At 61.9% G+C, this 26673-nt stretch carries 24 protein-coding genes and 1 tRNA gene; 17 read left to right on the forward strand and 8 right to left on the reverse strand.

Annotation, left to right across the window (positions count from 1 at the left end):
* The first annotated feature begins 341 nt into the window (after positions 1-341).
* Positions 342-1559, forward strand: coding sequence for a hypothetical protein (locus V8U06_RS23860; RefSeq protein WP_427142802.1), 1218 nt, complete (start codon positions 342-344; stop codon positions 1557-1559).
* A gap of 55 nt (positions 1560-1614) precedes the next feature.
* Positions 1615-2388, forward strand: a complete 774-nt coding sequence (locus tag V8U06_RS23865) for an IclR family transcriptional regulator (protein ID WP_427142803.1) — start codon at positions 1615-1617, stop codon at positions 2386-2388.
* A gap of 6 nt (positions 2389-2394) precedes the next feature.
* On the opposite strand, the gene V8U06_RS23870 is transcribed toward V8U06_RS23865, so the two are convergent.
* Positions 2395-3639, reverse strand: coding sequence for a TIGR03862 family flavoprotein (locus tag V8U06_RS23870; protein WP_427142804.1), 1245 nt, complete (start codon positions 3637-3639; stop codon positions 2395-2397).
* Between the two features lie 62 nt (positions 3640-3701).
* Between V8U06_RS23870 and V8U06_RS23875 the strand changes: the two genes are divergently transcribed.
* Entirely contained in the window at positions 3702-4103 is a 402-nt protein-coding gene (locus V8U06_RS23875) for a (R)-mandelonitrile lyase (protein WP_427142805.1), read from the forward strand.
* A 1-nt stretch (position 4104) separates the two neighbouring features.
* On the opposite strand, the gene V8U06_RS23880 is transcribed toward V8U06_RS23875, so the two are convergent.
* From V8U06_RS23880 to V8U06_RS23895, 4 genes are all read right to left on the reverse strand, one after another.
* Positions 4105-4569: a hypothetical protein gene (locus V8U06_RS23880; protein ID WP_427142806.1), complete on the reverse strand. Its 465-nt coding sequence runs from the start codon at positions 4567-4569 to the stop codon at positions 4105-4107.
* Between the two features lie 36 nt (positions 4570-4605).
* The gene (locus V8U06_RS23885) at positions 4606-6228 is read right to left on the reverse strand and encodes an ABC-F family ATP-binding cassette domain-containing protein (RefSeq protein ID WP_427142807.1); all 1623 of its coding nucleotides are present in this window, start codon (positions 6226-6228) and stop codon (positions 4606-4608) included.
* 181 nt (positions 6229-6409) lie between these two features.
* Positions 6410-7090, reverse strand: a complete 681-nt coding sequence (locus V8U06_RS23890; protein ID WP_427142808.1) for a glycosyltransferase family A protein — start codon at positions 7088-7090, stop codon at positions 6410-6412.
* On the reverse strand, positions 7068-8987 hold the full coding sequence (locus V8U06_RS23895; RefSeq protein ID WP_427142809.1) for a glycosyltransferase family 4 protein: 1920 nt from the start codon (positions 8985-8987) through the stop codon (positions 7068-7070). The genes V8U06_RS23890 and V8U06_RS23895 overlap by 23 nt, the downstream gene beginning before the upstream one ends.
* Positions 8988-9437: 450 nt before the next feature.
* On the opposite strand from V8U06_RS23895, the gene V8U06_RS23900 reads away from it, so the two are divergent.
* Positions 9438-11561, forward strand: coding sequence for a glycosyltransferase (locus V8U06_RS23900; protein ID WP_427142856.1), 2124 nt, complete (start codon positions 9438-9440; stop codon positions 11559-11561).
* Between the two features lie 1045 nt (positions 11562-12606).
* On the opposite strand, the gene V8U06_RS23905 is transcribed toward V8U06_RS23900, so the two are convergent.
* On the reverse strand, positions 12607-13506 hold the full coding sequence (locus V8U06_RS23905; protein WP_427142810.1) for a hypothetical protein: 900 nt from the start codon (positions 13504-13506) through the stop codon (positions 12607-12609).
* Positions 13507-13865: 359 nt separating this feature from the next.
* Positions 13866-13955 (reverse strand) — tRNA-Ser (locus tag V8U06_RS23910).
* A gap of 343 nt (positions 13956-14298) precedes the next feature.
* On the opposite strand from V8U06_RS23910, the gene rplU reads away from it, so the two are divergent.
* From rplU to V8U06_RS23930, 4 genes are all read left to right on the forward strand, one after another.
* Positions 14299-14670: a 50S ribosomal protein L21 gene (rplU, locus tag V8U06_RS23915; RefSeq protein ID WP_226921603.1), complete on the forward strand. Its 372-nt coding sequence runs from the start codon at positions 14299-14301 to the stop codon at positions 14668-14670.
* Positions 14671-14695: 25 nt separating this feature from the next.
* Entirely contained in the window at positions 14696-14965 is a 270-nt protein-coding gene (gene rpmA, locus V8U06_RS23920; protein ID WP_226921602.1) for a 50S ribosomal protein L27, read from the forward strand.
* A gap of 126 nt (positions 14966-15091) precedes the next feature.
* Positions 15092-15724, forward strand: coding sequence for a GNAT family N-acetyltransferase (locus V8U06_RS23925; protein ID WP_427142811.1), 633 nt, complete (start codon positions 15092-15094; stop codon positions 15722-15724).
* Positions 15721-16311: a GNAT family N-acetyltransferase gene (locus tag V8U06_RS23930; protein WP_226921598.1), complete on the forward strand. Its 591-nt coding sequence runs from the start codon at positions 15721-15723 to the stop codon at positions 16309-16311. The genes V8U06_RS23925 and V8U06_RS23930 overlap by 4 nt, the downstream gene beginning before the upstream one ends.
* A gap of 49 nt (positions 16312-16360) precedes the next feature.
* Here V8U06_RS23930 and V8U06_RS23935 read toward each other — a convergent pair whose 3' ends face one another.
* Positions 16361-17221 (reverse strand): endonuclease/exonuclease/phosphatase family protein, encoded by an 861-nt coding sequence (locus V8U06_RS23935; RefSeq protein ID WP_427142812.1) that lies wholly within the window; start codon positions 17219-17221, stop codon positions 16361-16363.
* An 85-nt stretch (positions 17222-17306) separates the two neighbouring features.
* Between V8U06_RS23935 and obgE the strand changes: the two genes are divergently transcribed.
* The 9 genes from obgE to V8U06_RS23980 all read left to right on the forward strand — a co-directional run bounded on the left by obgE (position 17307) and on the right by V8U06_RS23980 (position 26664).
* Positions 17307-18317 carry a GTPase ObgE gene (gene obgE, locus V8U06_RS23940; protein ID WP_226921594.1) on the forward strand — a complete coding sequence of 337 codons (1011 nt, stop codon included), beginning with the start codon at positions 17307-17309 and terminating at the stop codon, positions 18315-18317.
* A 1-nt stretch (position 18318) separates the two neighbouring features.
* The gene (gene proB, locus V8U06_RS23945) at positions 18319-19488 is read left to right on the forward strand and encodes a glutamate 5-kinase (protein WP_427142813.1); all 1170 of its coding nucleotides are present in this window, start codon (positions 18319-18321) and stop codon (positions 19486-19488) included.
* The gene (locus V8U06_RS23950; protein ID WP_427142814.1) at positions 19481-20758 is read left to right on the forward strand and encodes a glutamate-5-semialdehyde dehydrogenase; all 1278 of its coding nucleotides are present in this window, start codon (positions 19481-19483) and stop codon (positions 20756-20758) included. Before proB ends, V8U06_RS23950 begins: the two co-directional genes overlap by 8 nt.
* Before the next feature lie 37 nt (positions 20759-20795).
* On the forward strand, positions 20796-21404 hold the full coding sequence (locus tag V8U06_RS23955) for a nicotinate-nucleotide adenylyltransferase (RefSeq protein ID WP_427142857.1): 609 nt from the start codon (positions 20796-20798) through the stop codon (positions 21402-21404).
* Positions 21405-21485: 81 nt separating this feature from the next.
* A complete protein-coding gene (gene rsfS, locus V8U06_RS23960; RefSeq protein ID WP_427142815.1) occupies positions 21486-21917 on the forward strand; it encodes a ribosome silencing factor in 432 nt (143 codons plus the stop codon).
* Positions 21918-22050: 133 nt separating this feature from the next.
* Positions 22051-22533, forward strand: a complete 483-nt coding sequence (gene rlmH / locus V8U06_RS23965) for a 23S rRNA (pseudouridine(1915)-N(3))-methyltransferase RlmH (protein WP_427142816.1) — start codon at positions 22051-22053, stop codon at positions 22531-22533.
* 116 nt (positions 22534-22649) lie between these two features.
* Positions 22650-24080, forward strand: coding sequence for a murein hydrolase activator EnvC family protein (locus V8U06_RS23970; RefSeq protein WP_427142817.1), 1431 nt, complete (start codon positions 22650-22652; stop codon positions 24078-24080).
* Positions 24070-25392, forward strand: coding sequence for a S41 family peptidase (locus V8U06_RS23975; protein ID WP_427142818.1), 1323 nt, complete (start codon positions 24070-24072; stop codon positions 25390-25392). The genes V8U06_RS23970 and V8U06_RS23975 overlap by 11 nt, the downstream gene beginning before the upstream one ends.
* Before the next feature lie 72 nt (positions 25393-25464).
* The gene (locus tag V8U06_RS23980) at positions 25465-26664 is read left to right on the forward strand and encodes a divergent polysaccharide deacetylase family protein (RefSeq protein ID WP_427142819.1); all 1200 of its coding nucleotides are present in this window, start codon (positions 25465-25467) and stop codon (positions 26662-26664) included.
* The last annotated feature ends 9 nt before the right edge of the window (positions 26665-26673 follow it).

Genomic DNA, 26673 nt, shown 5'->3' on the forward strand with positions numbered 1-26673 from the left:
GATCGCAGCGACGATGCCGCGGGTCGATTGGCAGGATACGGTCAGCACATGGCTCTTCATCGGTTCTTTTCTCGCGTTCTTCCGGTGCGTGGGCGGGCGCCGGCGATCCCCTGGTCTTACAGCCGCGATCACGGCATGTCGCATATTTCAGGCCGCCTGCGACAGCGCAAGCCCCTGCAATGGCGAGAAGCTACGCCGCCTCCCGCAAGGAATCCCTCCGGTTCGCGACATCCAATGCGTCGAAAATGCCACGACACGCGTCGGCAGCCGGTCAAAAAACCAACTGGACACTATTATGGACACATGTTCTAAAAAATGGACGGTATCGGCGGGAGCGCAACATGCATCTTTCCATGTGGAGCTATCCCTGGGACATCCAGGACCAGGGCCTCACGACGCTGGCCGCCGAGCTTGCCGGCCGCGCCAGACTGAACACCGTCAGCATGGCCACGGTCTACCATGCCGGCCGCTTCCTGCAGCCGCGCAGCCCGCAGGAAAAGATCTATTTTCCGGAAGACGGCACGGCCTATTTCCAGCCCACCGAAACCCTCTGGCGGGACAAGGAGATCCGCCCGCTGGTGGCGCAGAACCTTGTCGAGCGGGGCGACATGCTGGAGGCGCTGACCAAGGCGCGCGCCAAGACGGGCCTCAAGGTCTCCTGCTGGACGGTCTGCCTGCACAACAGCCGGCTCGGTGCGCTGCATCCCGAGCACGTGACGCGCAATGCCTTCGGCAATCCCAGCGTCTTCAATCTCTGCCCGTCGAGCCCGGCGGCGCGGGATTATGTCGTGACGCTCGTGCGCGACATCACCACCGCCTACAAGCCCGACATGCTGGAGCTGGAAAGCCCCAGCTTCATGGGCTATGCCCATGGCTACCACCATGAGAAGGATGGTATCGGCCTCACCGCCGAGGACGATTTCCTGCTCTCGCTCTGCTTCTGCGAGCATTGCACGGCGCGGGCGCTCAAGGCCGGCGTGCCGGTGGACGGCGCGCGCAGGACGGCAAAGCGCTTCATCGCCGAAATGTGCGAACGCGCGGTGCCGGAACGGCAGTTTCCTGATTTCCCGAGCGCGGGCATTGATGCCTTCCGCGATCATGCCGACCTTCATGCCTATCTTGCCTGGCGCATCGAGCCGGTGACCAGCCTGATCGGCGAGATCAAGGCAGCAGCCGATCCGGCAACGCGCATCGTCCTGATCGACGGCCCGGATGCGTGGCTGGGCGGCATCGACCTTGCGGCCGCCGGAAGGCTTTGCGACGGCGCGATCCTCTGCTGCTACGACATGACACCGGACGCTGTGGGCGCGGTTATCCGCAAGGGACGGGCAATGCTCGGACCGGGAAAATTCCTCGGGCTCGGCCTGCGCGTCTTCTACCCCGAGGTCGACGGTCCGGAAATCCTGAAGGCGCGCGTGAAAAGCGCCGTGGACGCCGGCGCCGATGGGGTCACTTTCTACAATTACGGGCTCATTCCCGCAAAGCGCCTCGACTGGGTGGGCGCGGCGGTCGCAGGCCTTGGCCAGCCTTCGTCCGGCGGATTAGGCCGAACGGATTGACAGACCGCCGGGCGGACGTGAGAAGCTTGGCCGACAGAAGACAGGAACCGATGCGATGGATGCTATTGCCGACGAAGCAGGGGGGAAGCGCGCCCGCGGGCTCGACCGCGCCTTCGAAATCCTCGATTTCCTGCGGCAGAAGCGGCAGGCCCTGAAGCCCAATGAGATCGCCGCGCAGATCGGTGCGCCGCGCTCGTCGGTCTACGAACTGGTGAACCTTCTACTGCGCAATGGCATCCTGGAATTCACCGGCGGCGACGGCCGCGTCTATCTCGGCCGCAAGCTCTATTTTCTGGGCGCGGCCTACGAACACCATTTCGATTTCACCCGCGAATGCGAGGCGGCACTGGAAAGGCTGGCGGACGAGACGCGCGAGACGGCGCAATTCTGCATGCTCGACGGCAACAAATACACGGTCGTGCGCATGCGCGAGGGTGCCCGTCCCTTCCGCATCTCCACGGATATCGGCCAATCGGTACCGATCCCGTGGACGGCCTCCGGCCGTCTGCTCGTTGCGCATATGACGGATGACGAAATCCTCGCCTTCATCCCGTCGGAGGATTTCCGCCTGCCGAACGGCGAATGGCTGGAGCCCGAAGCCTTTCTTGCCGAGGTGCGCCAGGCCGGGCACGAGGGCTTCTTCACCTTCAACAGCATCGTCGACAGCTTCACCCACTGCTTCGCGGTGCCTGTGATGGACGAGGGACACGCCGCCGCGACGCTCTGCCTCGTCACGCCCAAGGACGATGGGCTCGCCAATCGCGACCGCTATCTCGATTGCCTGAAAATGGCGGCCGCCGGCCTCAGCCACGCGCCGAAGCGCGGCTGATCGGCATCACGGCGCATTGCATAGCCAGCGATCCATGCCCGCCGCCGCCGCGCGGCCCGTGGCGAAACAGGCGGTCAGCAGGTAGCCGCCGGTCGGCGCTTCCCAGTCCAGCATCTCGCCGGCAACGAAGACGCCCGGCAATGCCTTCAGCATGAAGGCCTCATCGACCGCATCGAAGCGGACGCCGCCGGCCGCGGAAATCGCCTCGGCAATCGGGCGCGGCCGCACAAGATGGATCGGCAGGGCCTTGATCGCCGATGCCAGGGCGTCCGGGCCAAGATGTGTAGCATCGGCCACGCATTCCCGCAGCAGCGCGGCTTTGACGCCGTCGAGCCCCGCACCCTTGCGAAGGCGCGTGGAAAAACTCGCCTTGCCCCCCTGCCGGGCAAGATCTGCCGAAAGCCGCGCCGCCGTGCGCCCCGGTGCAAGGTCGAGCACAAGGCTCGCCATGCCAGCGGTTTCCAGTGCATCGCGCAGCGCGGCGGCATGGGCATAGACGAGGCTGCCTTCGATACCGGCTTTCGAGAGCACGAATTCGCCAGGTATCGTGCCGGCCGCCGATCGTGCGGTAACACCCTTGACCGGCGCGCCCGCAAAACGCTCCACGATTAACGGCGACCAGTCCACGTCGAAACCGCAATTGGCCGGACGGAACGGCGCGATGTCCACGCCCTGCCCCGCAAGACCATCGACCCAGGCGGCATCCGACCCGAGCCGCGGCCAGCTCGCGCCGCCGAGCGCCAGCAGCACCGCATCGAACTCGATGTCCACCGCCCCCCCGGGCGTTTCGACGGAGAGGCCGCCGGGCACAAAACCCGTCCAGCGATGACGCACGCGGATGTCCACGCCCTGCCCTCCCAGCCGCGCCCGCCAGGCGCGCAGCAGCGGCGAGGCCTTCATGACCGTCGGGAACACGCGGCCCGACGTGCCGACGAAGGTTTGCGTGCCAAGCCCCGTCGCCCAGGCGCGAAGATCCGCCGGCGGGAAGGCGTCGAGCGCGGTGCGTAGCCGCTCACCCGCCGCCCCGAAGCGGGTGACGAAGCGCTCATAGGCTTCCGAATGGGTAATGTTGAGACCGGATTTTCCGGCAAGCAGGAATTTCCGGCCGATGGTGGGCATCGCCTCCAGCACGGTCACGGCATGACCGCGCGCCGACAGAATTTCCGCCGCCATCAACCCGGCCGGTCCGCCGCCGACAATCCCGATCCGCTTTGCCATCGCTTCCGCCTTGAAACCCATCGCCGTTCTCATAAATCGTCTGCAGCGGCTTCGCCAGCCAGGGTGTATGGTCAATGTCGGAACAGGAGAGCGACATGGACATCAAGCGCAACGGCAACAGCCCCTCGGCACCGGGACCGGCAGACTACTTCACCGGCAGGGTGCGTCTCGACACGCCCTTCAAAGCCGAGGCACCGGGCCGGGCGAGTGGCGCCATCGTCACCTTCGAGCCGGGCGCGCGCACCGCCTGGCACACCCATCCGCTCGGCCAGACCGTCATCGTCACCGCCGGCCTCGGCTGGGCGCAGCGCGAGGGCGGCCCCGTCGAGGAAATCCGTCCCGGCGATGTCGTCTGGTTTCCGCCAGGCGAAAAACATTGGCACGGCGCAACCGACAGAACGGCCGTGACCCATGTGGCGATCGCCGAAGCGGAGAATGGTTCGCCCGTGACCTGGCTGGAGCAGGTGACGGACGAACAGTATCGCGGAAAAGGCTGAGTCAGTCGCCCGGCGGCGCGTATTTCCGCGTGAAGGGCGCGCCGTTGAACGTGTGCGTGCAGCAGGCGCAGCCGGGCTCCATATGTTCGACCCGCAGATCGGGATCGACCAGCCGCAATCGGTTGCCGTCATCGACGAAAAGGCCGCTGTAATAGGAATGCTCGCCGATCAGGATGAAGGGCTTCTTCTCCGCCTCGGAGCGTGCGACCATCCAGAAGATCGGTTCGGCCTTGTCGAGCCGGCCGACCGCCTCGGCAAAGACGGCATCCCAGTCGTCCCCGACACGCGACAGCAAGAACCTGAAAAGCGGCGTGTAGTCGAGGCCACGGCGCTGCCGGCCGCCCATCGCCCCATCCTGCAACCGATCCTCACGCCGCCGCGACCAGCGGTATTCACCGCCCGAGCCATGGCGCACGCCATGGGTCCGCGTGTTGACACTGCGATAAAGCGGCTTCTTTCGATCCATGCGCGACGATAGCCCGAAACGGCGGACGGCGACAGATCAGCTGGGAAGGCCCGGCGCCTCGTGACCGCTCTGGGCGACATATTCGGTATAGCCGCCCGGATACTGGTGCACGTCGTCGCCGTTGAGTTCCAGAACGCGGTTCGACAGTGCCCCAAGGAAATGACGGTCGTGCGAGACGAAGAGCATGGTGCCCTCGTAGTCGGCGAGCGCCTTGATCAGCATTTCCTTGGTGTCGAGATCGAGATGGTTCGTCGGCTCGTCAAGGATGAGGAAGTTCGGAGGATCGAACAGCATGGCCGCCATGACGAGCCGCGCCTTCTCGCCACCTGACAGAACCCGGCACTTCTTCTCGACATCATCGCCGGAAAAGCCGAAGCAGCCGGCAAGCGTCCTGAGCGGCCCCTGCCCCGCGCGCGGAAACTCCTGCTCCAGCCATTCGAAGACCGTGAGATCGCCGTCGAGCAGATCCATTGCATGCTGTGCAAAATAGCCGACCTTGACGCTTGCCCCGATGGTTACGCTCCCTTCGTCCGGGTTCGCCGCACCGGCGACGAGCTTCAACAGCGTCGATTTCCCCGCCCCATTGACGCCCATCACGCACCAGCGCTCGCGGCGGCGGATGAGGAAGCTGAAATCCTTGTAGATCGACCGGCTGCCATAAGCCTTGTCGACATTCTTCAGGTTGACGACATCCTCGCCCGAACGCGGCGCCGGCTGGAACTCGAACATCACGGTCTGGCGTCGGCGCGGCGGCTCGACGCGCTCGATCTTGTCGAGCTTCTTCACGCGGCTCTGCACCTGCGCCGCATGGGAGGCGCGCGCCTTGAAACGCTCGATGAACTTGATCTCCTTGGCGAGCATCGCCTGCTGGCGCTCGAACTGCGCCTGCTGCTGCTTCTCGTTCTGCGCGCGCTGCTGCTCGTAAAAGCCGTAGTCGCCGGAATAGGTGGTCAGCGCGCCGGCGTCGATCTCGATGATCTTGGTCACGATGCGGTTCATGAACTCGCGGTCGTGCGAGGTCATGAGAAGCGCGCCGTCATAGGTCTTCAGAAACTGCTCCAGCCAGATCAGGCTCTCGAGGTCGAGATGGTTGCTCGGCTCGTCGAGCAGCATGACATCCGGCCGCATGAGCAGGATGCGGGCGAGCGCCACGCGCATCTTCCAGCCGCCCGAAAGCTTGCCGACATCGCCGTCCATCATTTCCTGGCTGAAACTGAGGCCGGCCAGCACCTCGCGCGCCCGGCTTTCCAGCCCATAGCCGTCGAGCTCCTCGTAGCGCGCCTGTACCTCGCCATAGCGTTCGATGATCGCATCCATCGCGTCGAGCTTATCGGGATCGACCATGTCGGCCTCTAGCGCCCGCAACTCCGCGGCCACCGAACTCACCGGCCCCGCCCCGTCCATCACCTCGGTGACGGCGCTGCGCCCCTCCATCTCACCGACATCCTGGCTGAAATAGCCGATGGAAACGTTCTTCTCGACAGAGACCTGTCCTTCGTCCGGCTGTTCCTGCCCGGTGATCATCCGGAACAGCGTCGTCTTGCCCGCCCCATTCGGCCCCACAAGCCCGATCTTCTCCCCGCGATTCAACGCGGCGGACGCCTCGATAAAGAGGATGCGGTGGCTGTTGGACTTGCTGATATTCTCGATGCGGATCATGGAAGGAGGCCTCGTCGTGTTCCGCGCCTATGCCATGGCGCGATACGACAAGTCCATTAGCAGAATGGGCTAATCCGATACCATCCGTCAATCATTCGGATATCATGCGTCGCATATGGTCGACGAAGATGATCGGCAGGGGCTCCTCGATTTCAATCAGACCAACGGAATGCCGGGCCACTCATCCTCGGGAACGCAGGTAGTGGGTGAGATAGGACGTGGGGCGTGGAACCGCCTGCATACCGATTGTCTCTCGAGATAGAGACTGCTCCTTCCGGCGAATGACATGTCCCGTATTGGGGACGACCTTGTGAAGAATATCCCGACTGATCGTTTCCATGTTCCAGGTCCAGTCCTCAAAGCCGAAGCCACCCTTCAAGTCCGTACATGGATAAGGATTGGCAGCATAGATTTCCCGTGCGCCGAAACTCAGGGCCGTCCAATAGTTTTCCAGCGCCATTGCGGCATGGCTGAATGCCTCATCCTCCATGTCGATATGGCAGAAGATATGCCGCGAGGCGCCAAAGAAGACACAAATCTCAGGGTGCCATATCACCGGCTCGCTGCGGGTTGCCGCCATGGACGCGGCTTCAGTCAGCCAGTTAATACCCCAAAGATCATCCGCATCGAGAAATGCAAGATATGTCCCCTCCGCAAGGCCGATGGCATGATTGCGCGACAATCCCAGATCGCCGAAATCCACCTCGATGATCCTCGCACCTTCCGGCCCCTGCCCGCGGATTAAATCCCGCGTCACGGAATCTGGCTTATCGAGAACGGCAATCGTTTCTGTCCGAAATCCGGCTTGCTCAGCATTCGCCAAGCATCGCTTGAGGCTTTCAAGCGATGGTTTCGCCAGCATTCCTTCCCGATGCGCGTTCAGAATTGCCGTTATCAAGGGGCGCGGCATGCAGAAGGCCTCCGGTCAAATAGGGCTGGTGGAGCAAGATGTCCCTATAGTTTTGCCAGCTGTGGTTTTCCCGAAGTCTAGCCATCATCGCCTCAGCACGATTCTGCGTCTGCTGCGAATTTGCGGCAACGTCACGCAGGGCCTGAACATAGGGCAAGGGATTCCGAATATCTTCGATCAACCAACCGGTTTTCTCTGTTACCAGCTCACGGATACCCCCGGCTCCGGAGGCGACGATGGGAAGGCCCGCCGCGGCCGCCTCCAACAATACATTGGGAATGCCATCCCACAAAGACGTATAGAGGAAAGCATCATAATCAACCAAGGGGAGAGTGCCGAAACGTTCAAAAGGCCCATGGAAGTGAACATGAGAGCAGCGCTCGGACAGCGCTGCCAGGCGCATTTCGAGGGCATGGCTGCCCCGGCCCCAGATATGGAACTCGAATTGGGGATTACCCTCGGCAAGCTCCAGCAGGAGTTGCACATTCTTCTGAGGCATGAGACGTCCGGCCCACAAGACGCGCAATGGCGCGCCTACAGCGCGGGTTCGCGGCGATTTTTCGGCGATGTCGGGCGCGGGTTGTGGCAGGTTCACCAGCCGTGTCTGCAATTCTTCAGGAACACCAAACTGGTCGATCAACTGATCAATGTAAGTTTGGTTGTCAAAATATATGCCGGACAGATAGGGTAAGCATTGACGGAGATATTGGTCCGAATATCCGTTTCGCCGCCCGGATGCGGAATAATCCTCACAGAATAGCATCGCATAAAGTCGGCTAAAACGCGCCAGCCGGCCGCCGTGACGCTTCAACGCCTCCCAACACACACGGCAATTCACATTCAAAATCACGTCAGGCTGAAGATTGCGGACGAGAAGGTCGAGCAGTTCGACCCGCTCCGGCTGTGACAAATCCTCTCCAAGTCGCTCGAACGAAATCAACGGCACACCCGCGGGAAGCAGGTGGAGAGCTTCCAGGCGATCGGAATCGCCGAGAATGACTAGAACGGATTTCTCGCCGTATTTCTCGGCAAGCGAGCGGATGGCGTGGCATGCCACAAGATCGGAGCCGCCATGAACGAGCCACGGCAAAAAGACGATGGCGCGCGGCGGGGTTTCGATCCGTTTGACGATCTTCTCGAAAGCGCGTGCAACCGGGTGACGTGCGCGACCATTGATGACGGGAATGCCGTCGGCATGCTCAAAATAGTCCGCTCCGTAAAGCTCTGGCTCAAGATCTTCGACGCCGCGTAAAGTCTCCCGAGCAAGTTCGAAAACACGGCCCGTCCGGCGAGGCGCACGGCCCTCACGAAAGCCGTAGTCTATATAATGCAGCAACGGATCAGCCGCCGCGAGATCGGAGTACTGTGCCAGATACCAGGCGGCATCAAAGTCCGGACCAGGAGAACGCCCCTCGCGGCTGCCGTGGACAAGGAAATGCAGCAATGCCGGATATCCTGCATTCGCCACGTCGGGATATTGCCGAAGATACCACTCCTCGTTGAAAAGGCCGGACGCAATGATCCGGTCCGCCGCGCTTGGCGGAGCTCGATGAACCGCCAGCCCTTGCGCTCGACCGTACTTGATGTAGTGGACGAGAGGATTCATTCGCGAAAGGCGGGCATCCGCATGCTGGTCGAGATACCGGGCGGTGTCGAATGACCGGCTTGGCGACAACCGGTACTTTCGAGCATTCTTAACGAAATGCACCAATGGATCGACTTTGTCGCGAACAACGTAGGGATGGGCTAGTTGGTACCATTCCGCATCGAACAGTCCGGAGGCCAGAATGATTCGGCCATCCTGGAGCAAACGGGGCGCTTCAGTCAGGAAATGGATAATTTTAAGCATTACTTTCACCTGCCCGGGATGAAACCACGCCGGCTCTTCATACCTTCAATGCGGCAGTTTCATAGTCTTCGGTCATATCAACCGCAAGCCTTTAACGGAACAGCAGAAATTCATTAGCAGCGTCAAGTGAGCTTGACGGCATGACTCTATCAGCAGACGCATATTGCGCTTAAGAGCGCTCGGCTCGCGATACAATCCACCGTCGACGCATCTCCCTGATGCCATAAGGATCGGCAACTACGCATCAACGACCACCGGCGATTTTACAACCCGTTGGCACATATCTCGACGCTAGCACGGACAATAACAGGGGAAGGCCCCACATTTGCAAACTCTTCGCTTTGATGCGAAACACGCTCTAACAAGTCCGCTGGACGTGAAGGGCGCGCACCGCCTCAACATCCGCAACAAGCGACGCTGCAGGACGATCACGAGGCCTATTCCGTGGTGATGGCATTGAATTCAGTAGAAAACAACATCGGGAACACACTGCCCGAATACGATGTCTCTATCGTCCTCAACCTGCACAACGAGGCCCGTTATCTCACACGAACCATGCTCTCGCTTGAGGCGGCCGTCCTCCATGCACGCCAGAACGACATTACATTCGAGGTCATCGTCGTCCTCGACAGGGCGGACACCGCTACGAGGAATCTTGCTGAAAACTATGATTACTCGATCTTCGATTCCGTCAAGATCATTCATGTAAGCAATGGCTCGCTCGGCCTTTCTCGCAACGACGGGATTTCTGTCGCAAGCGGTGAGTACATCGCCACCGCCGACGCGGACGACTTGGTATCCTTCGATTTCTTCTTGAAACTGTGCACGACTGCCCGCTCATCCTCGGGCGATGTTATAATTTTTCCCGAATACATCGTCGGCTTCGGGGAGAAAAACTACGCGTGGAAATTTTATGGAAGGGAAGCTATAGGAAATTCGACCTTTTTCTCTAGCCACCCCTACATTTCGCGTATTTTCTGCAAGAGGAAACTGTTTGAGCAGATAAAGTATTCCGACGTATCAGCGAAATCTGGCTTCGCCTACGAGGACTGGCACTTCAATTGCGAATGCATCTCGCTAAAATATTCAATTGAAATCGCAAAAGGTGCGATCCTTTTTTACCGCCAAAGACCTGGTAGTCTATTAAGGCAGGCGGAAGCGGGAGCCTCTCGCATGATCCCCGCCAGCAAATACTTCGATCCGGAAACCTTTATTGAGCTGGCGCAAGCCGAATTCAACGAAGAAACGCGCCAAAAAATTCCGGAGAGACCCTTTTCCCTCCGTGACTTTCTCCTAGAAGAAGGTATCGCTGACATATTTGCTGCGGCGAACCGGATTGACCCGGCTATCAGCATAGGAATCATACGCTACGGACACGCCGGATCGAACCTGCCTCCAGCTAGCGACGCAACCGTAGCCTATTTTCACCTTTGCAAGGCGATCGATACGACCGGCTATACCGACGTCATACTCCTACCTTTCTTAACCAAGGGAGGTGCGGAAAAGTATATCATCTCCGTTACACATGCCATAAAGAATCTGTCTCCCAGTAGCCGCTGCCTGTTTCTGTGTGGGCAGAAATTCGACAACCACGAATGGGTGGGAAAACTTCCCGCTGACAGCACATTCATTGACCTTCACGATCTCGTGCAAACAAATCTGAGCACGCAGGACGTCCTCCTGATCACGTACCGGCTGGTGCAAAACATGAGGCGGACCAAGCGCGTTCATGTCAAAGGCAGTGAATACGGCTCAGAGTTCATCAAGAACTACTCGAGCAAGTTAGGGAGCATCGAGCTTTACTATTATTATTTTTGCGACGAGGTCATTTATTACCGCGGTTCGGAGCATGTCAACGGATACAGTTTTGACCTCGTTTCCGAATTTGGGCCGAATATTACCGGCATCATTTCCGACCATAAAAAGAATATAGAGTTCGTCGACCGCATCGTCGGAAAAGGCTCCATCGGCAGAACGCATGCCCTTTATGCGGTCTGTGACACAGACCGGATGCTCCCATCCTTGGAGATTACCTCGCAGTCCCGGCTGTTGTGGGCCTCCCGTATTGATGCACAAAAGCGGCCTGAGCTTGTCCGCAAGATCGCGGCCCGCCTTGCTGACACCCAGCCGGGCGTGTTGATTGAAGTTTTCGGCAGCACAACCTATGGCGAGATCGACCAAACCGTCTTTGGCGCTGAACCCAACATCATCTATCAGGGCGCATTCAACGGCTTTTCGCAGATTCCTGCCGGAAAGTACGATGCCCTTATCTATACGGCGGCATTCGACGGACTGCCGAATATCGTCCTGGAAGCTATGGCGGCCGGCATGCCGGTTATCGCACCTGATATCGGCGGTATAGGCGAGGCCGTCACAATTAAAACTGGCTATCTGGTCGAAGACGACGGAGATGACGAAACACTGGTAGACCGTTATATGGAGGCGATCGCCTTGCTGTACGCGGATCGGGCTGAGGCGATCGAGCGCGGAAAAGCGGCACGCGCGTTGATGCTTGAACGACATTCCGAGAGCGCATTCCTCCAGAATGTTCAGAAGATTTTTCAACTCGTATAAATAGAACCTTCGAAGTCGAAATACGTCCGCCAGATAGCGACGCGCCTTGAATTACGCGAAAATCCAGGAGCTTAGGTAAAGTTGCCGATGAAGCGTCAGGCACATGGAAGAAGCTCAGCAAGGGAGAGAACTGAATCCGAAATAGGTTAAGTCTCTTATCCTGATTGTCGGTGCCGGCTTTGCGGGCGCGCCACCGCCGGTATCTGAATCTGCCAGAATACTTCTGGCTGGCCCACCTCGCAAGAACCGACACGTTAACCGGCGAAATCGTCAGGCAGGGGAAGATCACGTAACTGCAAGCAAATACGCTATCTATCTACAAAAGCTTGGCATGGCTAACGCCGTCTGTTTTCTGCTGAGAGCTCAGTTGGTGGCACGAGAACGCGTCTTCACACCAATGCGCCATATAGACCGAACTTCTTCGCCGCAGACATCTTGATATGGAGGATGCGGGGCTGTGGGGCTTTCTGATATTCTACATGCGTAAAAAAACAGCCTGATCGCATCGGGCGCCCTATGTCATGACGCGTCGCGGCAGTCCATGCGGGGAACGGCAGGGACGAAGGATATATAGCTTTTCGAGCGCGGTACGTTCGACACCCCTGTTGTCTTTACGGCGATGCTTTTCGGCGCAGAGTTTCTCGTCGAGAAACCAGGCTGGCAATTTGCTCTAGAAACATTGTGGCCGCAAACACGCCGAAAAATCTCGAACAGTTTCTCGTACACGCTGCAATGACTGAGAATCGACACACGCCAGAATGAAGACGACTGTAGTTTTTCCAGTATGACTGCGGATCAAAATCTTGCCTAGCATGGGATAAATATTCATAATGTTGCTATGAGTAAAATGATACCAATGGTGATGCCAACAAACTGGGACGAACTGTCCAGTGAGGCACGGCGTGAATTCCACACCAAATATGCTGCAGAGTATTATGGGCTGTACGAGGAGTGCATCGGACCGTTTCCCGGAACACGGCTCGGAATTGCAGTGGCACGGAAAGATCACGAGGCCACCGATTAAGCATCGCGCGATACTCGTCTCTTATCCAGACGCTGCATCACGAATTGCGCTCAGAGTTAGGTCGCGAATTTTTTGGTAGTTGGTAATAAGCGCCATTTCAAATGCGCTTTCTGCTGCGTCATACTCTTCTGAGCATGCCTTTTCATATGCGATAACGTTTTCGACGAACGGCAGAACGGGTTCGCCTGGATGCCATTCAGCTTGCAATATTGGCAGCTTATGGCTCCATTCAACACCGTGGCGCACGACGTATGCCGATGCACAAGCAGCACAATCAGCAGCATCCAGTGTTCTTACGGGTTCCAGATGCGCAAGACCGTCTTTTTCGTCTGAAAACCATTGCGCTGAGCAGTGGGCAGCTCGAGCTGCTTCTCTACCAGCATGGTTGAGCCCGTTTACGGGGTACGTGATAAAATAGGATTGAGCCAATGCGACTTCCGCGGCCTCATTCCATTCGGTTCGGCTTAACGTGCCGCCCTCAAGGGCGATCTCATGCAGGGTGGCGACACGGCGCACAGCATCTCTTTGTGCAGCCCGATCGACGCATGTCGATGGTATAGCTTCGAGGGCCATGGACAGGAGGCCGATATGAGACCGGTGAAACGCCTTACGCCAATCAGCACGTTCTCCGTAAGCAACGATCGTCTCGGCAATCTGGATATGCCAGTCAAGACTCTCCGCGAGAGGTAAGCCGTAGAAAATCGCATCGTGAAGCGCGACAATCCAGGCAGGATAGCCATAGTAATCGGCGACAACAGAATATTTCAACCTGCGATAAGCACCGCAATAAATCTCGTTTGGGGTCAGTTCCGGTTTTATATACAGCAGATGAACAGCAATGGGGTCCGTGGGAAATGTCCCGTAGGCGTCGTTCTTTCCGAGCCTGCCTTCCGCGACATGTAGCCTGGCTTGTTCAAGCATTTGGGCATATCGGTTTTCCATCGCCTCTATCGTTTCTCCCCTGCCCCTGCAGCGATAAACATACGTATGGCCCTGAGAGTGCGGTCAGATTTGAAAATCCGCCTCGCTCCCTCCTGCCCCTGCCGCGCATCAGCAACGACACATCAGGATATGTACCGAGCGCGAGGAGCTTTTCCTTGCCGTTGCAGCGTTAGCGAAAACGAAGGTACCATATTTCCTATCGTCGATGCCCACTGTCCTGGTCGAAAATGCGCAGGATGCGGTGAGCACGTATAGGAAACATTGGAAAGAGAAAGCACGAAAGATCGCGCACTTTCAAAGGGCGCTAAGAAACTATGCGAGTGGAAAGCGAGGGAAAATGGCGGAGAGGGTGGGATTCGAACCCACGATACCCTTGCAGGTATGCCGCATTTCGAGTGCGGTGCATTCGACCACTCTGCCACCTCTCCGGATGTCGGTCGGCGCCCTTGGAGCGCGGGGCGGTACATAGCGGGTGTCGGGCGGGCTTGCAAGGGGGCAGGCGCGCGGAAAATGCATCTATTTGTAACGGTGACGCGAAAGCGCCTTGACAGTTTCCAAGGCCTCGCCTATTGCGCAAGGTGCAGTGGCATAGGTCTATCCTGCGCCGCGCCGATGGTTCTTTGTGCCGAACGACGTTGCCCTTTGCAAGGTCATTGCACGAAAGGAACCGCTTAACCGGGGATGCCCCAGGGCATCGCCACTCGTAGCGACTGACAAAAAGACGGCCGTGCCTTCGGGCAAAGAGCCGGCACGAACATGAAAGGATATAAAATGTTCGCAGTCATCAAGACCGGCGGTAAGCAGTACCGCGTGGCCGCCAACGACGTCCTGACGGTTGAAAAGCTGTCCGGCGATGCTGGTGCAAAGATCGAATTCACCGAAGTGCTGATGGTCGGCGTCGGCGCCGATGCCACGATCGGTGCGCCCTTCGTCGAAGGCGCCGTCGTGACCGCCGAAGTCGTCGAGCATGGCCGTGGCAAGAAGGTCATCGCCTTCAAGAAGCGTCGCCGCCAGAACTCGAAGCGCTCGCGCGGCCATCGCCAGCACAACACGACCGTCCGCATCATCGACATCGCCGCCGCCGGCAAGGCAAAGAAGGCTTCCAAGAAGTCTGAAGCCGCCGCCGAAGCAGCAGCCGAATAATCCGGACAGGTAAAGGAGAACTCCCATGGCACACAAAAAAGCTGGCGGTTCCTCGCGCAACGGTCGCGATTCCCAGTCCAAGCGCCTCGGCGTGAAGAAGTTCGGCGGCGAAGCCGTCCTCGCCGGTAACATTATCGTCCGCCAGCGCGGCACGCAGTGGCATCCCGGTGCCAATGTCGGCATCGGCAAGGATCACACGATCTTCGCCCTTACAGCTGGCAATGTGAATTTCCGTACGAAGGCCAACGGTCGCGTTTACGTGTCTGTCGCCATGAAAGCGGAAGCAGCGGAATAAGCCGGTAGCGCTCTAAAACAGCCGGCGTCTCATCGACCCGGCTGACGCTACAGGTTTCGGACCTGCCGACAAAAAGGGAGATGAGGCAAGACCTTATCTCCCTTTTTTGCTCTGGAGGACCGAGCCATGCAGACCGAATTGTTGCGGGAAGACCAATCGAGGTCTCCCAAGGAAAGGCTGAGGCCTGAACGGTCGAGGACCGATTGCCCGATCTTACTGTCGCCGCGGCTCGTCATGAGAGCCCCGCACGAAGACGACATCGACGCCCTTGCCCATCTCGCCAACAACGCCAACATCGCCAACATGGTCGCCCGCATGCCCCACCCCTACACGGTGGCCGATGCCGCCGATTTCGTGCGACGCACACGCGCCGGCGCGATTGGCAAGTGCGTCTATGCGATTACGAAAGCCGACAACGGTGCGTTCCTCGGCTGCTGCGGCATCGAACCGCATGAAGACGGGCGGACGGTGGAACTCGGCTACTGGCTGGGCGAACCCTACTGGAACGACGGCTATGCCACCGAGGCGGCCCACGCGCTGATCGACATGGTCTTCCGCACCCGCGACATCGAGCAGATCGATGCGCGCTGCCGGGTCATGAACATCCCCTCGCGGCGGGTCATCCAGAAGTGCGGCTTCCAGTTCCAGGCGACCGGCATGGTGCAGAGCCTCGCCGTCGGCGGCATGGTGCCCGTCGAATGGTACAGGCTCGACCGCAAGACCTGGGTCTCGCTGAAGAGCTGGGGAGGCATGCGATGAACGCCATGCAGACCCAGAGGGTCCACGATCGCGTCACCGGTCCCGGCCCCTGCCCCACCATCACGACGGCGCGCCTGACCCTGCGCCCGCACCGCATGAGCGATGCAGGCGCAATCGCCCAGTCGCTCGGCGATTTCGAGGTCTCGCGCATGCTGGCGCGGGCTCCCGCCCCCTATGATCGGGAAGACGCGGCCGAATGGCTTTCGGTCGCCACCACCGATCTCAACGAGGGCTGGGCCTTCGCCATCACCACCGGCGACGACGTGCATATCGGCTGCGTCGCCTTCGAGTGGCGCGGCGATGCATGGCATCTCGGCTACTGGCTGAACCGCTTCTACTGGCGGCGCGGCTACATGAGCGAGGCGGTGCGCGCGGCGACGGCGCGGTTCCTGATGCGCATGCCCGGCACGGACATCCATTCCGGCGTCTTCGCCGATAACCCGGCCTCGCTCCGGGTGCAGGAGAAGACGGGCTTCCGCATCACCGGATGCAGCGATCTCTTCTGCGTCGCGCGCGGGACCATGGTGTCGCATATCGAGACGCGGCTGGAGCCGGGGGATTTTCGCCCGGCGCCCGTAAGACAGTGACGCCGGCAGGGCAGTGACGAGAAACGGGGCGGAGCGATCCGCCCCGATTTTACGACAGCTCGAACCAGGCAGGCATATGGTCCGAACCGAAGGCGGTCTCGTCCACCCAGGCGTCCGTCAGACGTTCCACCAGGCCGTGGCTGAGGAAACAGTAGTCGAGGAACATGCGGTCGGCGTGATTCTTGGGATTGATCCAGCTGAAGCTTGCGGCATGGCGCTTGCCGAGGCCGGCGAGTGCATCCACCGGATGGGTCGCGCGGATCTGGCGGCCATAAAGCGCATCGACGCCGCCGACCATTTCGCAATATTCCGGCGATTCCGGCACCATGTTGAAATCGCCCATCAGGACATAGTCTTCCGGCGCCGGCGGTTCGGCAAGGCCGAACTCGTGCGCGCCGGAAATCGCGCCCCCCTCCACGCCGTAGCGCTGGGCGCGATCCTTGAGGAAGCGGATCTGGGCGATGCGCTCGTCACGGTGGACATGGTCGAGATGCACGGAATAGACGCGGATCGGGCCGCCGGGCGTGGCGATGACGGCCTCGGTCGCGCCGCGCTGGAGATTCAGCTTGTCGAGCGTGCGGGTGCGCGGCAGCGAGATGAGACGGGACGAGAGGATCGGCCAGCGCGAGAAGATCATGTTGCCGAACTGGAAGCGGCGATTGACCACGCGCCCCTTCTCGATGGCCGAGCCCGCATCGAGGTCGCAGGCCGGCCAGAAGACGGAATAGTGGTTGGCGAGCAGCGTCTGCAACTCCGCCACCATGTCGACATGGCCATTGCGGTGAAAATTCCGGGTCACCTCCTGCAGCGCGATGACGTCGGCGCCGTGGATGGAGGAGACGATGCGCGGCAGGTCGAAGCGATCGTCGAGACCGATGCCGTACTGGACGTTGTAGCTGACGAATTTCACGATAGTCTTTGACCTCTGCGGGAAGCGTCTATATCGAAGACGGCAAAATGACCATGACAATCAGAATAAAGCGAACGGCGAGCCGATGAAGTTCCTGGACGAAGCAAAAGTCTATATCCGGTCCGGCGACGGCGGGGCAGGGGCTGTCTCGTTCCGTCGCGAAAAATTCGTGGAATTCGGCGGTCCCGACGGCGGCGACGGCGGACGCGGCGGCGATGTCTGGGTGGAGGCCGTCAATGGCCTCAACACGCTGATCGACTTCCGCTACCAGCAGCACTTCAAGGCCGCGACCGGCACGCATGGCATGGGTCGCAACCGCACCGGCGCCAACGGCGCCAGCGTGACGCTGAAGGTGCCGGTCGGCACGCAGATCTTCGAGGAAGACAACGAGACGCTGATCGTCGACATGGTCACGGAGGGGCAGCGCTTCAAGCTGGCCGCCGGCGGCAATGGCGGCTTCGGCAACGCTCATTTCAAGACCTCGACCAACCAGGCGCCGAACTGGGCCAATCCGGGCCTCGAGGGCGACGAAAAGACGATCTGGCTGCGGCTGAAGCTCATTGCCGATGCAGGCCTCGTCGGCCTGCCCAATGCCGGCAAGTCGACCTTCCTCGCCACCTGCACGCGCGCCCGGCCGAAGATCGCCAACTACCCCTTCACCACGCTGCATCCGAACCTCGGCGTCGCCACCATCGACGGGGCGGAGTTCATCTTCGCCGACATTCCGGGCCTTATCGAAGGCGCGCATGACGGCATCGGGCTGGGCGACCGCTTCCTCGGCCATGTCGAGCGCACGCGTGTGCTGCTGCACCTCGTCTCCGCCCAGGAAGAGGACGTCGCCAAGGCCTACAAGACGGTGAAACGCGAACTCGAAGCCTATGGCGGCGGCATCACCGACAAGCCGGAGATCGTGGCGCTGTCCCAGATCGACGTGCTGGACGAGGACGAGCTGAAGAAGAAGTCCAAGGCGCTGGCGAAAGCCTGCGGGCAGACGCCGCTGCAGCTTTCCGCCGTCGCCAATGTCGGCATGCTCGGCACGCTGCGCGCCGTGCGCGACATCATCGTTCAAGCGAAGAATTCCGGATCCGACGACTGAGATGACGAAGAACCGCAAACCGCTCGGAAAGTACCGCCGGATTGTGATCAAGATCGGCTCGGCCTTGCTCGTGGACCGGGCGACCGGACTCAAGAAGGCCTGGCTCGACGCCATGTGCCGCGACATCGCGGCGCTCCGGGCCGGCGGCACCGACGTTCTCGTCGTTTCCTCGGGCGCCATCGCGCTCGGCCGCTCCGTGCTGAAGGTGCCCGCGGGCGCGCTGAAGCTGGAGGAAAGCCAGGCTGCGGCCGCCGTCGGACAGATCGCGCTTGCGCGCGCCTGGTCGGAAAGCCTGTCGGCGGACGGCATCGTCGCCGGCCAGATCCTGCTGACGCTGGGCGACACGGAAGAGCGCCGCCGCTACCTCAATGCCCGCGCGACGATCAACCAGCTCCTGAAGCTCGGCGCGGTGCCGATCATCAACGAGAACGACACGGTCGCCACCACGGAAATCCGCTACGGCGACAACGACCGGCTCGCTGCCCGCGTCGCCACCATGACGGGCGCGGATCTCCTGGTCCTGCTCTCCGACATCGACGGTCTCTATACGGCCCCGCCGCATCTCGACCCCGAAGCGCGCTTCCTCGAAACCATCGACGCCATCACGCCCGAGATCGAGGCGATGGCCGGCGGTGCGGCTTCCGAACTGTCGCGCGGCGGTATGCGCACCAAGATCGACGCCGGCAAGATCGCGACGGGCGCGGGCTGCGCCATGATCATCGCCTCCGGCAAGGTCGATCATCCGCTGCGCGCCGTCGAGGAAGGCGCACGCTCCTCCTGGTTCGCCCCTTCGGGCTCGCCGGTGACGGCGCGCAAGACATGGATCGCCGGACAGTTGCAGCCGGCTGGCCGGCTGGAGATCGACGCGGGCGCCGAAACGGCCCTTGCCTCCGGCAAGAGCCTGCTGCCCGCCGGTATGCGCGGTGTCTGGGGCTCGTTCTCGCGCGGCGATACGGTCTCGATCTACGGCGCGAACGGGCGCGAGATCGCCCGCGGGCTTGCCGGCTACGATGCGGACGAGGCACGGCTGATCGTCGGCAAGAAATCTGCTGAGATCGCGGCTATCCTCGGTTATGCCGGCCGCGCCGCGATGGTGCACCGGGACGATCTTGTCGTGACGGGCCTTGCAGCGCCGGCCACGGAAGCGGGGAAGGATTTGAGCCATGCTTGACCAGGTGAAGACCGATATCGACAGCCTGATGGCCGGGATCGGCCGCAACGCCCGCGCCGCCGCCCGCCCGCTCGCCATCGCGACGGCCGATCAGAAGAACCGCGCGCTCGAAGCCATGGCGGCGGAAATCTTCGCCAACCGCGATGCAATCCTTGCGGCCAACGCCATCGATCTTGCCAATGCCAAGGACAGCGGCGTCGCCGCCTCCTTCATCGACCGGCTGACGCTGACGCCGGAACGCATCGAGGGCATCGCCGCCGCGATCCGCGACATTGCCGACCTGAAGGATCCGGTCGGCGACGTGATCGCCGAATGGGACCGGCCGAACGGCTTGCATATCGAGCGCGTGCGCACGCCGCTCGGCGTCATCGGCGTCATCTATGAGAGCCGCCCCAATGTGACGGCGGATGCCGGCGCGCTGTGCCTGAAGGCGGGCAATGCCGTGATTTTGCGCGGCGGCTCCGACAGCGTGAATTCATCGCAGGCGATCCATGCCTGCCTCGTCGCGGGTCTGAAAGCCGCCGGTCTTCCAGAGCATGCGATCCAGTATGTGCCCGTGACGGATCGCGCCGCCGTGGGCGCCATGCTCTCCGGCCTTGGCGGCGCCATCGACGTCATCGTGCCGCGCGGCGGCAAGAGCCTTGTCGCGCGCGTGCAGAGCGAGGCGCGCGTGCCGGTCTTCGCCCATCTGGAGGGCCTCTGCCATATCTATGTGGACCGGTCCGCCGATCTCGACATGGCGAAGAGGATCGTCGTCAACGCCAAGATGCGCCGCACCGGCATCTGCGGCGCGATGGAGACGCTGCTGATCGACCGCGCCGTCGCCGACACCCATCTCGCCCCACTGGTCGAAGGCCTGCTGGCCGCCGGCTGCGAAGTGCGCGCGACCGACGAGATCCGCGCCCGCCTCCCCAACCTCGTTGCCGCGACGGAAGCGGACTGGTCGACGGAATATCTCGACGCCATCCTCTCGGTTTCGCTGGTGGATGGCATTTCCGGCGCCATCGAGCATATCAACCGCTGGTCCTCCGCCCATACCGAGGCGGTGATCGCCGACGATCCCGAGGTCGTCGAGCGGTTCTTCACGGAAATCGATTCGGCCATCCTGCTGCACAACGCCTCCACCCAGTTCGCCGACGGCGGCGAGTTCGGCATGGGCGGCGAGATCGGCATCGCGACAGGCAAGATGCATGCGCGCGGCCCCGTCGGCGTCGAGCAGCTCACCTCCTTCAAATACCGGGTGCGCGGCACCGGACAGGTGCGGCCCTGACGTGACGGCGCAGGCGGTCGCGGAACAGTATCTGAGGATGCCCCATGTCGAAAAAGGCATGGCGGTCGGCCTGTTCGGCGGCTCCTTCAATCCACCGCACCAGGGCCACGCGCTTGTCGCGGAAATCGCACTTCGTCGCCTTGGCCTCGACCAGCTCTGGTGGATGGTGACGCCCGGCAATCCGCTGAAGGATCATCGCCAGCTTGCCCCGCTTGCCGAGCGCATCCGCCTCAGCGAAGAGATCGCCCCCGGTCCGCGCGTGAAGGTAACGGCGTTCGAGAAACGGCTCGGCCAGAGCTATACGGCCCGCACGCTGGAGCGTGTGCAGGCCCTGAACCGCGGCGTGAACTTCGTCTGGATCATGGGCGCGGACAATCTCGGCACCTTCCACCGCTGGCAGAACTGGCAGAAGATCGCCTGCACCTTCCCCATCGCCGTCATCGACCGACCCGGCTCGACGCTCGCCTATCTCTCCTCGCGCATGGCGAAAACCTTCGACTATGCCCGCGTCGACGAGGAGGACGCGCTATCCCTGCCGGGCCGCCGCGCGCCGGCCTGGACCTTCATCCACGGGCCCCGTTCACCGCTCAGCTCCACGGCGCTGCGCAACCAGCAGGCCCTAGAGAAAACCATCCCTCAGAAGTGACGTCTTGAAACTCACACCCATCGGTGCCTACATTTAGTGGGTGCCGGCGCGGTTTTGCCGGTACGGACGTGCTGTTTTGTTATGCGGAAAGGAACGAACCTGACAACAGTGCACGCAAAGGGAAACGTCGTCGGCGTTTTCTCCAAGAACGCGGGACGGGGCGACGATGCCGCCGACCGGGCTCTTCAACTGGTCCTCGCAAGCCTCGAGGACTCCAAGGCAGAAGATATCGTCAGCATCAACATTGCCGGTAAATCGGCGCTGGGCGACTACATGGTGGTCGTGTCCGGACGCTCGAACCGTCATGTCATGGCGATTGCCGATCACCTCATTTCCGATCTCAAGGACGAAGGCCTGGGCAATGCCCGCGTCGAAGGTCTTGAGGCGGGCGACTGGGTGCTGATCGACACCGGCGATATCATCATCCACGTGTTCCGGCCGGAAGTCCGGGAGTTCTACAACATCGAACGGATGTGGGCGGCTCCCGAGATCGAGGACGGAACGGTACACTAGAAATTCCGGCAGAAGCGCGCAGCGGTCTTGCATCCGGAATTGCGGTAGAGATCAAACGATACGCCGGGCGCCTGTCCGGCGAGGAACGGCGGTGGCGGCCTTAGCGCCACCCGAACGGACAGGGCTTCGGGCGATGCGGGTTGGACTTTTTTCGGTGGGACGGCTGAAGGCCGGCCCTGAGAAGGATCTTGCGGCCCGTTATATCGACCGTTTCGCGAAGGCCGGCCCCGCCGTCGGCCTCGAACTCGGCAAGCTTGCCGAAGTCGGCGAAAGCCGCGCCGGCAATGCCGAGACGCGCAAGCGCGAGGAAGCGGCGCTGCTGGAAAAGGCGCTGCCCGACGGCGCCGTGCTGATCCTTCTCGACGAGCGTGGCAAATCCCTCGATTCCCCTGCCTTCGCCGACCTTCTCGGAAATTACCGTGACGCCGGCAAGCGCGAACTGATGATCGCCATCGGCGGCGCGGACGGGCTCGACCCTGCCCTTTACGAGCGCGCCAACGCCACGCTTTGCCTAGGCAAGATGACCTGGCCGCACCAGCTCGTGCGTATCCTGCTTGCCGAACAGCTTTATCGCGCCGTCACCATCCTTTCTGGCCATCCCTATCACCGTTCCTGACATCATCGCCGCGCAAGCTCTGGCGTGCAGGATGGCCGAGGCCGTATTTTCGGCGCTGTTTCTTGGCGAAATCGGCAAATCAGCATAGAGCGGGCACAACGGACGTTCGGGAGACGATGAGGAAAACCGGCACAGCCAATCCCGGTAAGGGTGTCAGCCGCCTGCTGCGGCCGGCATTGCTGTCGGCTGTCCTGGCCTCATCGCTGATTTCGGCGCCCCTCTTCGCCGAACCGCAGGACGCCGCCGTCACGCTTGAGAAGACCGGTTCGCTGCCGAAGGCCGAGCCCGATCCCGCCGCGGCCCTCGCGCTGCGCCGCGACAGCACGCGCCGCGAACTCGAAGCGCTCTCGCAGTCGATCACCGTTTCCGACGAGAAGACGAAGCAGCTCGAAACCGAGATCGCCACCCTCGAAAAATCCCGGCAGACCCTGCGCGAGGAAATCGTCAAGTCGGCCGCGCTGCGCAAGCAGATGGAAGAGAAGATCCTTGCCGGCGAGAAGCGGCTGGAGGGCATGCGCGAGGAGGAGGCAGGCGTGCGCGCCTCTCTGCACGAGCGCCGCGGGCTTCTGGCCGAGGTTCTCGCCGCGCTCCAGCGCATGGGGCGAAACCCGCCGCCGGCGCTGCTCGTGACGCCGGACGATGCGCTCGCCTCCGTGCGCAGCGCCATCCTGCTTGGCGCCGTCGTGCCCGGCATCCGCAAGGAAACCGACGCGCTGATCGACGATCTCTCCGCCCTCATGGACATCAAGAGCGATATCGACCAGGAAAAGACCCAGCTGACCGACGCCATGCAGGTGCGCATCGAGGCGGAGAAGCGCACCGAGCTTCTGGTCGCCGAAAACGAGGCCCTGGCTCAGACGAACAACCGGACGCTCGCCGCCGAGCGCCGCCGTGCCGAGGAGCTTGCCGCCCGCGCCACCAGCCTCGAGGGCCTGATCGGCAGCCTGGAGCAGGAGATCGGCTCGGTGCGCGACGCCGCCGCGCTCGCCCGCGCCAAGGAAGAGGAACGACGCGGCCAGAGCGAGGCGGAACGGGAGAAAGCGCGGGCGCTCGCCCGCGAGACGGTGCCCGACAAAAACCGCATTGCTCCGGCATACGAATTCCAGGAGCTGCAGGCAAAACTCGATTATCCCGTGGCGGGCGACGTCCTGCGCCAATTCGGCGAGGCGGATGGTACCGGCCATGATTCGCAGGGGCTGACGCTGGCCGCCAATCCCGGCGCGCTTGTGACCGCGCCCTCGGACGGATGGATCGTCTTTGCCGGAACGTTTCGCAGTTATGGCCGCATGATCATCCTGAATGCCGGAGAGGGATACCATCTGGTTCTCGCCGGCATGGACAAGGTGAGCGTGCGCGAGGGTCAGTTCGTCGTGGCGGGAGAACCGCTCGCCGTGATGGGTGAAAAAAGGGTCGCGAGTGTCAACGCTTTGACGCTGGAAACGGACAAGCCGACACTTTACATTGAATTCCGAAAGAACGGAAAACCGGTTGATTCCCGGCCGTGGTGGTCCGCAAAAAATTCTGGAAAGGCACGCAATGATACGTAGGGCTTCACTTGTTATTGTCGGTGCACTCATGGGTGCCACGGCCATGAGCGTCATCAACACGGTAACGCTGCCCGCCGAAGCCGCCGGCTCGTCGACCTATCGGGAGCTCTCCATTTTCGGCGACGTCTTCGAGCGCGTGCGCGCCCAGTACGTGACCCCACCGAAGGAAGACCAGCTCATCGAGAATGCCATCAACGGCATGCTCTCCTCGCTCGACCCGCATTCCTCCTACATGAATGCGAAGGACGCCGAGGACATGCGCACCCAGACGCGCGGCGAATTCGGCGGCCTCGGCATCGAGGTCACGATGGAAGACGAGCTCGTCAAGGTCATCACGCCCATCGACGACACGCCGGCCGCCCGCGCGGGCGTTCTTGCCGGTGACTTCATTGCCAAGATCGACGGCGCGGATGTGCGCGGCCTGAAGCTGGAAGAAGCGGTCGAGAAGATGCGCGGCGCCGTCAACACGCCGATCAAGCTGACGCTGATCCGCAAGGGCGCCGACAAGCCGATCGAGCTGACCATCATGCGCGACATCATCGCGGTGAAGGCCGTCAAGTCGCGCGTCGAGGGCGATGTCGGTTATCTGCGCGTCATCTCCTTCACGGAGAAGACCTATGACGACCTGGAAGCTGCGATCACCAAGATCAAGGAAGAGGTTCCGGCCGACAAGCTGAAGGGCTACGTGCTCGACCTCCGCCTCAATCCGGGCGGCCTGCTCGACCAGGCGATCAACGTCTCCGACGCCTTCCTGGAACGCGGCGAGGTCGTCTCGACCCGCGGCCGCAACGAGGACGAAACCCGCCGCTTCAACGCGACACCGGGCGACATCGTCGACGGCAAGCCGGTCATCGTCATGGTCAATGGCGGCTCGGCCTCGGCCTCGGAAATCGTCGCCGGCGCGCTGCAGGACCTGCGCCGCGCCACCGTGCTCGGCACGCGTTCCTTCGGCAAGGGGTCGGTCCAGACCATCATCCCGATGGGCGAAGCCGGCGCGCTGCGCCTGACGACGGCGCTCTACTACACGCCGTCCGGCAAATCGATCCAGGGCACCGGCATCACGCCCGACATCACCGTCGAGCAGCCGCTGCCGCCGGAACTGCAGGGCAAGCTGGAAAATGCCAGCGAATCGAGCCTGCGCGGCCATATCCAGGGCCAGAGCGAGACGGAAACCGGTTCGGGCTCGTCCGCCTATGTCCCGCCGGAAGCCAAGGACGACGTACAGCTTCAATACGCGCTGGAACTGCTGCGCGGCCAGAAGACCGACCCGTCCTTCCCGGCCAATCCGGAAAAGGCCGAACTGAAGAAGTAACCCGCATGCGCAGGGCCCGCCATCGCGCGGGCCCTGTCTCCTTTCGGACCGGCCAGCCAGCGCGGACTGACCTTGGGCACAGACATTCACGCACCGCTCGGCCAGGACCGCAAGGCAAGGCCAGGACCCGCGGGACCGTACCGGTTCTCCGCCGGCAATGTCGTGTTCGTCATCGCCCTTGCCGGCCTGCTCGGCTTTTCCGGCTGGACGGCGCTGGCGCCGAGCGGCCTGCGTACCGCGCCGCTCACCATCCCCGCCGACGATACGGCCGCCGCAACCCCGGAAACGAAGCTCGACCAGGAGGTGGCGGAGGCCAAGGACGGCGTGCGCCGTGCCAATGGCCTTTCCGGCGCGCGCGTCGAGGAGACCGTGACCGACAACGGCAATGTCGTGCGCAAATATTCACCCGGCACGCGCGACGGCACCGGCCCGCTGCTGATCGAGGCGAACCGCATCGGCCAGGACGCCCGCACGGCCGCCTTCCCCAATGACGACCTCCTGGAAGACACGTCCGACGGCAAGATTCCCGTCATCGGCCTCGATGGCACGCGGCCGATGGATCAGTATGCCCGTCCCTGGTCGGGCGCGCGCGGCACCCGCATCGCCATCGTCGTCGGCGGCCTCGGCCTCAGCCAGACGGGCACGCAGCGCGCGATCCGCGAATTGCCGGGCGAGGTGACGCTCGCCTTCGCCGCCAGCGGCAACAGCCTGCCGCGCTGGATGCAGGAAGCACGCCGAAATGGTCATGAAATCCTGCTGCAGATGCCGCTGGAGCCCTTCGACTACCCGCAGAACGACCCCGGCCCCTTCACGCTGCGCACCGACGCCAAGGAGGTGCAGAACCTCGCAGAGCTGCACCGCGCCATGGCGAAAATCACCAATTATACCGGGATCGTGAATTTCATGGGCGGCCGCTTCCTTTCGGATGCGGACGCGCTGGAGCCGGTCATGCGCGATGTCGCAAGCCGTGGCCTCCTGTTCCTCGACGACGGCAGCACGGCGCAATCGCTCTCCGGCACGCTGGCCGGCGCCATCGAGGCGCCGCATGCCTTCGCCGATCTCCAGCTCGACGCCGACCTGTCGCAGGCCTCTGTGCTGAAGAAGCTCGACGAACTGGAGCGCATCGCCCGGCGCAACGGCACCGCGATCGGCATCGCCTCGGCCTTCGACGAAAGTGTGGACGCGATCAGCAAATGGTGCGAGGAAGCCCAGACCCGCGGCATCGAGATCGTCGGCGTCGCCGCGCTCGCAGCCGTTCCCGCCAAGAAATAGGAAGCTTCG

Source organism: Shinella sp. G-2 (genome assembly GCF_050172695.1).
GTDB lineage: Bacteria > Pseudomonadota > Alphaproteobacteria > Rhizobiales > Rhizobiaceae > Shinella.